Annotated in this window: 6 protein-coding genes and 1 pseudogene; 5 read left to right on the top strand and 2 right to left on the bottom strand. The window is 73.0% G+C overall.

Features of this window, described 5'->3' with window-relative positions; all coding sequences use genetic code 11:
- Window positions 1–140: 140 nt before the first annotated feature.
- The gene (locus ACFP2V_RS25050; RefSeq protein ID WP_381216768.1) at window positions 141–578 is read left to right on the top strand and encodes a hypothetical protein; all 438 of its coding nucleotides are present in this window, start codon (window positions 141–143) and stop codon (window positions 576–578) included.
- An 884-nt stretch (window positions 579–1,462) separates the two neighbouring features.
- Here the strand turns inward: ACFP2V_RS25050 and ACFP2V_RS25045 are convergent.
- A complete protein-coding gene (locus ACFP2V_RS25045; protein WP_381216765.1) occupies window positions 1,463–1,885 on the bottom strand; it encodes a DUF350 domain-containing protein in 423 nt (140 codons plus the stop codon).
- 248 nt (window positions 1,886–2,133) lie between these two features.
- Here ACFP2V_RS25045 and ACFP2V_RS25040 point away from each other — a divergent pair, with 248 nt between their 5' ends.
- From ACFP2V_RS25040 to ACFP2V_RS25025, 4 genes and pseudogenes are all read left to right on the top strand, one after another.
- Complete coding sequence (locus tag ACFP2V_RS25040; protein WP_381216762.1) at window positions 2,134–3,393, top strand: ricin-type beta-trefoil lectin domain protein; 1,260 nt, start codon at window positions 2,134–2,136, stop codon at window positions 3,391–3,393.
- A gap of 98 nt (window positions 3,394–3,491) precedes the next feature.
- The gene (locus tag ACFP2V_RS25035; RefSeq protein WP_381216951.1) at window positions 3,492–3,926 is read left to right on the top strand and encodes a hypothetical protein; all 435 of its coding nucleotides are present in this window, start codon (window positions 3,492–3,494) and stop codon (window positions 3,924–3,926) included.
- Between the two features lie 118 nt (window positions 3,927–4,044).
- Entirely contained in the window at window positions 4,045–4,218 is a 174-nt protein-coding gene (locus ACFP2V_RS25030; RefSeq protein WP_381216759.1) for a hypothetical protein, read from the top strand.
- 172 nt (window positions 4,219–4,390) lie between these two features.
- Window positions 4,391–4,957 (top strand): annotated as a pseudogene (locus ACFP2V_RS25025) (tellurite resistance TerB family protein); the annotation flags it as partial.
- 81 nt (window positions 4,958–5,038) lie between these two features.
- Here ACFP2V_RS25025 and ACFP2V_RS25020 read toward each other — a convergent pair.
- Complete coding sequence (locus tag ACFP2V_RS25020; RefSeq protein ID WP_381216756.1) at window positions 5,039–12,439, bottom strand: amino acid adenylation domain-containing protein; 7,401 nt, start codon at window positions 12,437–12,439, stop codon at window positions 5,039–5,041.
- Window positions 12,440–12,554 lie beyond the last annotated feature (115 nt).

The raw sequence follows: 12,554 nt of genomic DNA, 5'->3' as shown, positions 1-12,554 counted from the left end.
TGGCGAGGAAAATCCGTCATCCGGTCGCCGATGACGGGTTAATGTCAGTGTCAAGGAGCAGAATGATCATTGAAAGAGATCAACACCGGCGCCGCGCTGGGTACACGGTCTCGAGACCCGGCTCCGGAAAGGCCCCAGCGATGCTCTTCACCGTCAACCAGACCCAGGACCGTCCGCGAGCGGGACGGATGACCACCGGGCTCCGGGCGGCCCCCGCGCCGTCGTGCGCCGCGGTCGGCACCGCCGGCGTCGACGTGCTGCGCATCATCTCCGACCCGCGCACCCCCAGTTTTGTCACGGTGTACGCGAACGGCCGCCGTAGGTACAGCTACTGGCGGCCGCTCGACTCGGCCACGGGCCAGGGCGGCTGCTACGCGGCCCTGCCCACCGCCGACTGCGACGCGCTGCACGCGGCGGGGAAGATCGAGCTCGGGGACCCGGTTGTGGACCCGAACCGGACGACGTACCGGGTCAGCGCCTCCTCCACCCGGGTCGGTCCGCCCTCCCGGGCCCTGACCGAGCCGATCCGCCCGGTACAGGAGCGCCCCCGCCTGGTCCGGGCCGCCCGCGTCGCCTGAACCGGCCGCAGGGCGCACTCGGCGTACTGCGAGGGGAGTGGGAGACGCGGCGGGGGGGCGGGGGGGAAGGGTGATCCTCGAAGACCGGGCACACGGTGCGCGGAAGCGGGGATGCACGGGGGCACCATGAGCGGCGCCAGGACGGCACACCGGGAAGGGGCAGCGCGCAGGCGACGGGCAGTGGTGATTCAGGCGCTCACCCAGTGTCCTGCGCCGTTGATCCGTCGGTGGTTCCGACGTGTCGCTTCGGCCCGACCCGAGCGGCCGACCAGGCGTTCGGCCCCTCGCGGCACAGCAGAACTGCCTACGAACTTCGGGGGCGGGGCAGTGGCTCACTGTCGTCGCGCCGGCCGGCTGCGGCGGCGCGGAGAGTGCGGGCACGACAACCTCGCACGACGCACACTCGTCGGCGTCCCGGTCCAAAGCGGCCGCCCTTTCGTCATCCCCGGCGTCTTCGGCATCCCGGTCCGCCGGTGGCACCGCCCCGGCGAGATCGCGGTGTCCGGACCGATGGCGATCCGGTTCACGGGCCGCTCGGCAGCACCACCTCGTCCGTGTCCGAGGCCGGCCGGGGCAGGATCGAGTACGAGGCGAAGTCCGGCAACGGCCGGTCCGCGGGAGGGGGGCGAAGGCCGCGGTCGGGGCTGCCGCACCGTGCTCCGCGCAGGCGGCTTCGGCACCTCGTGCGGTGGAATGGGCGACGACAGTCCACTCAGTGCCCGGCCCGGCACCGTGATCGTCCGGGTGGCACCGGTGGAGGACGGCACGGTCCTCCTCCACATCGTGTCGGGCTGACGGCTCGTCAAAGCTCGGTGGCACTCCGCGCGCTTCTCGCCTCTGATACCCGCTCGGGACTCGGAAGGGAAGCCATCAGGTGCCCGGTGTCAGGCGATGGACGCCGAAACGACCGCGGACACGGCGAGGTTGCAGGAGACCGTCACCCAGACCGCGGGGTGCGGTTCCGGGTCGACCAGGGTGCTGCCCAGGCGGCCCGGCGTGATGAGGTCCACCACCAGGAACGCCACGGCCATCATGACCAGCCCCAGCAGCCCGAACGCGGCGGTCGACACCAGCCCCTTGCCGAAGTCCTCGTACGTCGTCCAGATGGACGTGAACACGATTCCGCCGATGCCGAGCAGCGCGGAGCTGAGCACCAGGGCGGCGTTGCGGTTGCGCTCCTCCCAGATCTGCCGGCCGAGCTTCCCGGGCGTCAGCAGGTCGACCAGGACGATGCCGAGCACCAGCAGGACCAGACCGAGTGCGCCGTAGGCGGTGGCCCGGCCGAGTCCGTTGACGATGTCGCTCATGGGGTTGCCGGCTCCGTAGCGTGAAGGATCGTGAGTGATCGCGGTCAAAAGCGAGCAAAATGTAGCGCACCCGTTCGAGGCTCCGGTGGGTGATGAGTGAACGGCTGTGGATTGCTGGTCCGTACCAAGGTATTGACGCCTTCTTACCTCACGACTTGAATCAAGGGGCGACACACCTCCCCCCACTTCCCCCCACAACCTCGGTCGGCGCGCCCGGAGATACGGGCCGCCGTACGGAAGGGAGAGTCATGTCCTCTCCACGCACGCTGCGCAGATGGTTGACCGCCGCTCTGTCCGCGGCTCTGGTCGCCTCCGCCGCCGTCGGGACCGCCCGGGCGGAACCGGCGGACACCACCACCGCCTCCGCGTCGGCAGACGGCGCCGCGGCTGCCGCCGTGACGTTCTCGGACACCTTCGACGGGCCCGCCGGGGCGGCGGTCAACTCCTCGAAGTGGCAGATCGAGACCGGCGACAACGTCAACAACCATGAACGGCAGTACTACACGTCCGGCAACAAGAACGCCGCCCTGGACGGCCAGGGCCACCTGGTGATCACGGCCCGCAAGGAGAACCCGGCCAACTACCAGTGCTGGTACGGCACATGCCAGTACACCTCGGCCCGTCTGAACACCGCGGGGAAGTTCACCGCGCAATACGGGCACATCGAGGCACGGATGAAGGTCCCGCGCGGTCAGGGCATGTGGCCCGCCTTCTGGATGCTGGGCACACCGGTCAACTGGCCGGACTCGGGCGAGATCGACATCATGGAGAACGTCGGCTTCGAGCCCTCCACCGTCCACGGCACCATCCACGGTCCCGGCTACTCCGGTTCGGGTGGCATCGGCGCCGGCTACACCCTGCCCGGAGGCCAGGCCTTCGCGAACGGTTTTCACACCTTCGCCGTCGACTGGGCGCCCGGCTCGATCACCTGGTCCGTGGACGGCAACGTCTACCAGACACGCACCCCCGCCGACCTCGGCGGGCGGTCCTGGGTGTTCAACAAGTCGTTCTTCCTGATCCTGAACCTGGCGGTGGGCGGCTACTGGCCCGGCGACCCCGACGGCTCCACCGTCCTCCCGCAGCAACTCGTGGTGGACCACGTCTCGGTGACCACCGGGAGCTCGGCGTCGGGCGCCGCCATCAGGGGCCTGGCCGGAAAGTGCGTCGACGTCGCCGGGGCGAACCCCGCCAACGGGACCCCCGTACAGCTCTACGACTGCAACGGCAGCTCCGCCCAGCAATGGACCGTGGGCTCCGACGGCACGCTCCGCGCGCTCGGCAAGTGCCTGGACGCCACCGGCAACGGCACCGCGGACGGTACGCCCGTCCAACTGTGGGACTGCACCGGCGGACCCCACCAGAAGTGGACGGTCACCGGGGCACGCGACATCGTCAACCCCCAGGCCGACAAGTGCCTCGACGTGACCGGCAACAACGCGGCCAACGCCACCCGGCTCCAGATCTGGACCTGCACGGGCGCCGCGAACCAGAAGTGGACGGTGGGCTGATTCCCGACCGGCTCCGGCGGGACCGCGACCCCGGTGGCGGTCCCGCCGACCGCTACGCTCGCCGGGTGCGTACTCCCCGCTCGGCCTCGGGCTGGACCATGGCCGTCTTCGGAGCACTCGCCGCAGCTCTGGGGGCGGTGGGACTGATCGCGCCGGCCGCGCAGTTGTCCCTGCTCGGTCTCGCGGTCCCGGACGTGCGGGGGAGCGGCGACCTCACGCCGGCCTTCGTGACGGCGTCCTCGATGGCGGCGCTCAACATGGGCGTGTACTACGTCCTGGCGGCGCTCGCCGACTGGCGGGCTTTCTTCCGGTGGACCGTGCCGTTCAGGTTGCTGACGTGCACGGTGTTCACGGTCGCCGTGATCAGCGGGCGGGCGCCCGAGGCCTTCATCGGCATCGCGGTGTGGGAGGGGCTCGGCGCGGTCGCGACCGGTGCGGCGCTCCGGTACGAACGGCGCGCCGACGCCGCCGCGGCAGGTCCCGCCGGTGGTGCCCCGGTGGCACCGGGGCCCCCGGACAGCGCCGGAGCCTGACGCCGGGCCGGGGCAGGCACGGCCCCGGCCCGCAGGGCTTGCCCGGTGCGTCCGTGCCCGCGAGGGAAAGCGGTCACGTACCAGCGGCCACGGGTTGCGTCGCGTCGTGGTGGATGCGGTGGACGATGGCCCGGCTCGCTTCCACGCGGTCGGCTCATTCCTGCCCGCGGTGCGCGAACCCCACGGCCGTGACGCGGAAGAGCCGTTCACCGACATCATGTGGTGGGTCGACCAGGAAGTGCTGCGCCACGGGGCCGAGATCGCCCTGATCCGCGACCTTCACCGCGTGTGACCCGTGTGACTCGGCATCATGACAGCATGACGATATTTTTTGCCTTTCTTTTGCCATCGGGGAACGTGGCCGCGACGACGTCCGTTGACCAGGCGGACCGCACCCTCCGGGACTGACGACCGGTACCGGAAAGACAGCAACAGAAGCCGAGGTGGCACCAGTGGCGATGTGAGACCGGGTCAAGGACCAGGCCAAGGCGCTCCAGCAGTCCCAGGGAGCGAGGTCGGGAGGAGGACAGCACGGGAACCCCGGACCGGGACAGTCCGGCGGTCGTGCCCGCGGCTCGTCCTCCGGCGGCTCCAAGGCCCAGCTGATGGGACTGTTGAAGTCGCGGCTGGCATCTGCGAAGGCAGAACTCAAGAGCGGCGCCTACCGGGACGCGAGCATGGCGATGTGCGCGCTGGTCGCGGCCGCCGACGGGTACGTCGAGCCGGCGGAGCGGCAGCGCGTGGAGGAGCTGATCGTCTCCAATGAGATCCTGCAGAACTTCCCGCCGGACCAGCTCCGCAAGCGGTTCAACGAGCACGTGGACCAGCTCGTGGCCAACTTCGAGGTGGGCAAGGCGCGGGCGCTGCAGGACATCGCCAAGGCGTCGAAGAAGCCGGTCGAGGCACGCGCGGTGGTCCAGACCGGCATGGTCGTCGCCGGGGCCGACGGAACCTTCGAGGCATCCGAGCAGCACGCCATCCGCGAGGCCTGCGCAGTCCTGGGCGTCTCGCCCGTGGGGTTCGGGGCCTGAGGGTCTCTCAGGCAGCTCCTGCCGCTTGCCCTGCTCCGGGGCAAGCGGCAGGAGCGGTGGTGAGAGCGTCTCGGCCGGCGGTCAGTTCCTCGTCGTCCCCCCGCCCGTCGTAGCGGCGTCCACGGTGTGGCCGAGCAGGTGCAGCGGGGCGGCCGACACCCCGGCCCGTTCCACCGCGTCCCAGTAGGCCAGGGCCATCCCGGCGTCCACCAGGCCATGTACCAGCGGCAGTTCGTTACCGGCGGCGTGGAGCAGGGACTCGGACCGGCAGGAGGCCAGGGTGCCCTCGAGCCAGGGCTGGGCGAGATAGCCGGCCGCCGCCGCGTCCGGCAGGTCACCGGCGACCTCCCGGTCGGTGCGGCCGACGTGCAGCAGCCCGCCGCCCAGCACCAGGACGTCCTTTTGCTCCCGCATGCGCGCAAGGGCCCGCTCGGTGTCGAAGCAGTGCGGGAAGGAGTCGTCGACCACGATGGCCCCGGGCCGGAGCCGGCCGACATCGAGCACCGCGGCGGCGCCGCTCACCGCCGTCACCAGAAGGTCCGCGCCGTGGACCGCCTCCGGCAGCACCCGCTCCGACTCCACGACCTCGAACCCGGCCGCACCGACCAGTTCCCGCTCCTGCAACCGCCGTCCCAGGGCGGTCAGCCGAGGCCCGCTGCCCCGCACGTCGCACAGGAGCAGCCGCCGGGGAGGCCGGGCGGCCAGGGACAGCAAAAGCTCCAGTGAGGAGGCACCGATCGAACCCAGACCGGCGAACGCCACGTCGAGATCCGAGAGGTCCCGGCCGGTGGCCTCCAGCGCCGCGTGCACCGTTTTCACCACGGACACGACTGTTGCCGCGTGCCCCGTCGTCACGGACGCCGGATGGCGCCCGGACCGCAGCACGTCGAAGCCGTAGCCGGTCAGCGACGGAATCATCCCCGCCAGGGACACACATCGCGCGCCCCGGGCGGCGGCGAGCGACACCGCACGGGCGATGTGCTTCACCAGCCCGGTGTCCGTCGCGAGTTCGTCGGCGAACAGCGGGAGGGAGACGAAGCCGGACCGGCCCAGCGGCGTCCCCACCGTCTCCACCAGGCGCGGGGCGCCGTCGGGGAACAGCATGGCGCGCACCTCGTCCCGGGGCAGCGCCGACGCGGGCAGACCCGCCAGGCGCGCCAGATGCTCCGGCGCGGGCAGGTAGCCGATCAGGGCCGCGTCCATCGTGTCCCGCGGCCCGGGCCCACTCGTCCCGGACCGGTGGGTGGCGGACCGGTGGGTGGCGGACCGGTGGGTGGCGGGCCGGTGTGCCAGGAGAGCGTCCGTTTCGGGACGACCCGCTCCCGGCCGGCCCGGCAGGCCGATGTCACGCACCGCGGCCCGTTCGAGACGTCGGCGCAGCGAGTCGGTGAAACGGTCGAGTGCGCCTGGTGCGAACGCCGGGCTCGCGCCCCGGACCGTCACCCGCAGCCCGTCCCCGTCGGGCCGCACCGCCATGAACACGTCCGTCGTGGACGACGGCGGCAGGAACGTACTGTCTCCTGCCTCCCACGACAACCGCGGAGTGCCGCCGTCCGCGGGCGCCAGCGCGGAGAAGTCAAGGAAGGTGAAGAAGAACTGAGAGGTCGGGGGAAGCCCGTCGGCACGCCGTGGGACCACGTCCTCGTGGGCGCGCGCCTCCTCGGCTTCGGCCGCTGTGCGACGCAGGGCGCACTCGAAGTCCTGCCCGTCGGTGGCGTCGGTGGCGTCGGTGCCGGTCGGGCCGGCGGGGGCGGGCCGGACAGGGACGACCGAGGCGAACGGGCCGAAGATCCGGTGCGCGTCGGGCAGCGCGTTGTCCCGGCCGCTCACCGCCAGTCCCACGATCAGATCGGGCCGGCCGGTCAGTGCCGTGAGTTCCTGGTGGTAGGCGGTCAGCAGGGGCGCGTACAGGGTGGTTCGCGCGTGGGACGCGAGCGCGCGCAACGCCGCCGTCGGGGAGGCGCCGAGCGTGAACTCCGAGGAGTCGAAACGGACATCGCCGGTGGCGGCCCCGGCACGGTTCGTCGCGCCGCTGTCGCCGACCACCGCCGTGGGGCGCAGCACCGGCGGCCGGTACGGCGCGCACACCCGGGCCCGGCGTTCTGCCGCGGCCGCCCCGGCGGCGCCGGTCCGGTGGCCGGTCTCCGCCGACCACCGGACGTGGTCACGGAAGTCGCCGCGCAGCGGCGCGAGGAGGGGCGCGGTGCTGCTGCCGCCTGCCTGTCGGTCGTACACCTCGGTCAGTTCCTGCATGAGCAGCGCCGCGCTGTAGCCGTCGCCGATGACGTGATGGGCGTGCACCAGCAGGATGTGCTCCTGTGGAGCGAGGCTGAGCACCTGAAGGCGCACCAACGGCCAGGCCCAGGTCTCGAGGCGCCGTTCCGCCTCGGCCGTGGCCCGTTCGTCCACCTCCGCGGTGGACGCGACCGTCTCGAAGACGACCGGCAGACGCAGCGACGGGGGCAGTTCCTGCTGGACGGGCGGACGGGCACCGGCGGGAAAGACGGTGCGGAGCATGCCGTGCCGCTCCACCAGCAGGTCGACCGCCGCCTGGAAGACGTCGGGGTCCAGCGGTCCGGACAGCCGAATCCGCGCCAGCCAGGTCCCGCCGCCCGGCGTGAGAGCCTCCGCGAGCAGGAACCCGCGCTGGCCGGATGTGACGGGGAACGGGGATGTCCGGTCGCCACCGGCCCGGGCATCACCGGCCGGAAGGGACCGCACGGCCGGGGGCGCGGAGACGGAGGCCGAGGCTGTGGTGGCGGAGCGCGGTTCCGGTTGTGCCGCGGCGGCGTCGATGGCCGCGGACAGCGCCGCGAGCGTGCGATGACGGTAGACCACCGTCGGCCGGGGCAGCGGCACCGAGTGCTCGGCGAGCCGGGCGAACACGCGCAGGACGAGCAGCGAGTCCCCACCCAGGTCGAAGAAGTCGTCCTCCCGGCGGACCGATTCCACCTGGAGCAGGTCCGACCAGATTGCTGCCACGCGTCGTTCGGTCGCCGTGGCCGGCGGGGAAGCGCCGTCGTCGTCCGGCGCCGCCGGACCGGACCGGGAGGACGGTCCTGCCAGCGCCAGGCGGTCGACCTTGCCGGTGCCCGTGAGGGGCAGCGCGTCGACGCACGTGATCCGGGCCGGGATCATGTACGACGGCAGAACGCCGGCCAGCCGGCGGCGGACCTCCCGGGTGTCAGGCCGGTCGGCCGAGGACCGGAGGGTGAGGAAGGCGAGCAACTGCCCCTCGTGTGCCGTCACCACCGCCCGCGCGACCCCGGGATACTCCTGGAGCGCCGCCTCGATCTCTCCCGGCTCCACCCGGTTCCCGCGGATCTTCACCTGGTCGTCGACCCGGCCGAGGAACTCCACGGTGCCGTCGGCCGACCGGCGGACCCGGTCCCCGCTGCGGTACCAGCGCCGGTCCGCCCGCACGGTGAACGCCCGTGCGGTCAGCTCCGGTTCGCCCAGGTAGCCGGGGGTCAGACCGATGCCGGCGATGAGCAGCTCCCCCGGCTCGTCCGGCTCGCAGGCGGTCCCGTCGGCGCTGACCACTTCCAGGTCCGTACCGGCCACGGGGCGTCCGATCGGCACCTGCCGCACCTCGTCGCCGGGACGGGCGTCGAGGATCTGGCAGGTGGCGTTGATGGTCGTCTCGGTGGGCCCGTACATGTTGGCGATCCGCGCGCCGTTCCAGAACAGGTCGAACCAGCGGCGCACATGGTCCACGGGCAGTGCCTCCCCGCCGACATGCACCCACCGCAGCGCCGTCAGATCAGGCAGCCCCGCCCCGCTCCGTGCCTTTTCCTCAGCGGCCGACAGCAACTGCTCCCACAGCGTGGGCACCGAGCTCCACACGGTGACCCGCGCGCGCTCGACCCGCGTGAGCAGCAGCTCGGGATCCCGCACCAGGCCACGCGGCACGGTCACGACGGTGCCACCGACCAGGAGCGGCGCGAGCACCTGGCGCACCGAGGCGTCGAAGCAGGGCGACGCGGTCTGCGCGAGGCGGTCGCCGGGACCGTAGCCGAAGGTGGCGACCGCCCAGTCGAGGTAGTTCTCCATCGCTCGGTGAGTGATCGGCACCGCCTTCGGGCGTCCCGTGGAACCGGAGGTGAAGATGACGTAAGCGATCGCCTCGGCGTTGGACGACGCGGCAGGAGCGGCCGCGGTCGCAGGTGCGCTCACGCCGGCCTCGGTGTCCGCGTCCGACAGGCTGTCGTCGACGACGGGCACCGCCCGTATGGCCGTCAGAGCGTCGACGGTGTGCCGGGTGGCGGCGTGGCACACCACGGTGGTCGCGCCGGTGCGGGCCAGGTGACCGGCCAGCCGTGCGGTGGGGTGCTCCGGGTCGAGCGGGACCCAGCCGGCCCCGGCGCGCAGGATGCCCACGACACCGACGACGGTGTCGGCGCCCGGCTCGGTGAGCAGCCCGACCAGATCACCGGGGCGTACGCCGCGGGCGTGCAGGCGGGCGGCGAGCCGAGCGGAGGCCTGGTCGAGCGCCCTGTACGTGAGCGACGCATCCGCGGTGTCCACGGCGTCAGCAGCAGCGACGGCGTCCACGGCGATCGCGCCGGGTGTCGCCCGGAACCGGTCGAGCAGTCGCGCGACCAGCGGGACGCTCCCGTCGTCCCGCACGGACGAGGACGGCACCACGGGGGCAGGGGCAGGGGCAGGGCCGGTGTCCGGCGACGGCTGCGACGACCGCGATGTGCACAGCGCGGCCAGTTCGGCGCGGAACTCCCGGTCCAGACGCGCCACGGTGGCCCGCCGGAACAGCGGCTCCGGATAGTTCCACGACAGCCGCAGCTGCGGACCGTCCGCCCAGCACAGCAGACTCAGCCGGGTCGCGGCCGACCCGGTGCCGGCCGCGGTCGCCCGCACCTCCACCGGACAGTCGGCGGCCGGCTTTGCCGGGAAGCGGGCGAAGCTGAAGCCCGCCGGACTCACCGTGCGGTCGCCGAAACCGGTACCGGAATCGGCATGTGCGTCGGTATCGGCACCGGAACGCGCGCCGGGCAGCAGCGCGGCCAGGTCCAGGCTGCTCAGCCCGGCGTGCCGCTCGCTCTGCAGCCATATCCCGCGCAAGCGCTCCGCCAGGGCGACAACCGCCTCGTCGTCCGCCGTCCCGCAGAGCAGGGGAAGGGTGTCGGCGAGTGGACCGACCAGCCGTTCCACGCCGTCGAAGCGGTCCTCGCGACGCGCCCTGGCCACGTTCACGGCCACGTCCCGGCGTCCCGACCAGCGTGCCAGACAGCGCACATACGCGGCGAGCAGCAGGTGGAACAGGGAGACACCCCGCGCGGCGGCCAGTTGTTCCAGACCGGTGGTGAGATCCGCGCCGAGCTCGCCGTAGTACTGCACGATCGGGCCGGACAGGTCGGAGGCCGACGCGTCGGGACTGTTGTCGTAGGGCAGCCGGAGGGGTTCGCCGCGCGTGGCGAGCCGCTCGGCCCAGTACTGACGGTCGGCGTGCCGCTCGGCGGACCCGGAGGGCGGCAGGCTCGACGCATACCGTGCGAAGTCCGGTGCGGGAAGCGCCTGTCTCGGACGCCGTCCGTGGTACAGATCGGTGTACGTGGCGCACAGCTCCTCGGCGAGAACGTTCAGGCTGTAGCCGTCCGCCGCCGCGTGGTGCGCCACCAGCAGCAGATGGGCGAGCCCCGGATCCTGGCGGAGCAGCACGGCCCGGACGGGCGGCAGCGCCGCCAGGTCGAACGGCCGGTTGCACACGGCCGTCTCGGCATCGGCCACCTCGTCGGCGGCGCAGTCGCGCACCTCGAACCAGTCCCGCAGCGGCACCGGAGGCACCACACGCTGCGCGGGCAGCCCGTCCGGGTCGTCCACCCGCAGCCGGAGCATGCCGTGCCGTTCGGCCAGTGCCGCCAGCGCCCGGCCCAGCAGCCCGGTGTCGAGCGGGCCCCGCACGGTCAGTCGCAGATGACCCCGCGCCGGGAGGTCCGGGTGCAGCCGGCTGCTGGTGTACAGCGCCAGTTGTACGGGGGTCAGGGCGAACGCCCGTCCGTCGTCGCTCCCGTCCCCGGGCCCATGACCCGGCCCGTCTCCGAGTCCGCTCCCCGCACCCGCCCCCCGGTCCGTCGCGGCTGTCCGGGACAGCACACCGGTGTGACCCTCCAGGTCCAGGTGGGCGGAGAGTTCGCGCACCGTCCGGTGTTCGAAGAAGAGCGTGGTGGGCAGTTGCCGGCCGAGCTTCCGCTCCAGTCGCTTGACGAGGTCGACGGCGCCCAGCGAGTCCAGCCCGAGTTGCAGGAACGGTGTGTCGTCGTCGACGCCCGAGGCCGGGATGCCGAGCGACTGGGCCAGCAGTTCCCGCAGGACGACAGCGGTGCCGGACGACACCGAGGGTCGGTGCCGGCCGGTGCCGGTCGGCCCGGCGGCGTCCTCGACGCCCGTGGGCCGCACCGGACGCGGCGGGGCGGCGGCCGGCTGTGCCCCGGGCGCCAGATCGGCGACGACCAGCTGCGTCGCGCCGGTGGCGCACGCCGCTCGCAGCGCGGCCAGCGCGGGCGCGGTCGCCAGGGGCCGGCCCCCGCCGCCCGCACCGGCGGCGAGGACCCCGACGCCGTCGAGTGCCCCGGCGCCCGCGGCGACCGCGAGGCCTGTCCCGGCGAACGGACCCAGGTTCACCGACAGCCAGGACCGGCCCGCCAGGCACTCGGCTCCGGCGAAGGAGTCGAGGAAGGCGTTCGCCGCGGCGTAGGCGCCCAGCGCACCCGCCAAGCCGTGCAGCACCGACGACACCGAGGAGAACGCGACGCACACCCCCGGACGCTGCCCATGCCGGTGCAGTGCCCCGGCCAGCAGCACCGTGCCGAGGGTCTTCACCCTCAGCGCCTCCATGGTCTCCGGCACGTCCGTCCCGCGCAGGCTGCCGGGCCGTACGACACCGGCCGCGTGGAACACGGCATCCAGCGGCGGCAGTTCGCCCACGAGCCGCTCCACGTCGCCGGGCACCGTGAGGTCGGCCACGACGTAGCGTGCCTCGGCACCGAGACCGGCGAGCTCCTTCAACAGGCCCGCGGGCGGGTGCGGCGAACGTCCCGCCAGCACCAGGACCGGCCGGCCCCGGCCCGCCAGGTCCCGGGCCAGTGCGGACCCGATGCCTCCGGCGCCGCCCGTGAGCAGAAACGTACCGTCGGCCGGCAGCCGCTCCGGGTGGTCCGGCCCGCCCGGTTCTCCCACCGGACCCGGCCCTTCCCCTGCTTTTGGCACGACGGAACGCACGAGGCGCTGTCCGGCCCGCCAGGCGATCGCTCCCGTCGACTGCGGCGCCGTCAACTCGGCGGCCAGGGAACGCAGCCACCCTTCGTCGTCGGAATCTTTGGAGAGGTCGTGGGACGAGAGGTCCACCCAGTTCGCGACCGCGCCGGCCGACTCCTCCGGTACGGCCAGGGCCAGACCACCCAGGACCGCCTGCGCCGGCACCGGCTGTTCCACGCCGTGCCCGGTGACGTGCGCGTCCTCGGTCACGACCAGCAGGCGGCGGGCCCCGGTCCGGTCCAGCAACGCGAGGGCGTCCTGGAACGCGGCGACCGCCTGCCGCAGCTCCGCGTCGAGGCCGCCCGCCGGGTCCGGCGCGTCCCGC

Origin of the sequence: Streptomyces incanus, assembly GCF_042656345.1 — a bacterium.
GTDB classification, from domain to species: domain Bacteria; phylum Actinomycetota; class Actinomycetes; order Streptomycetales; family Streptomycetaceae; genus Streptomyces; species Streptomyces incanus.
Note: the sequence above shows the minus strand (reverse complement) of the source record. Positions and strands in the feature narration are given on the sequence as shown.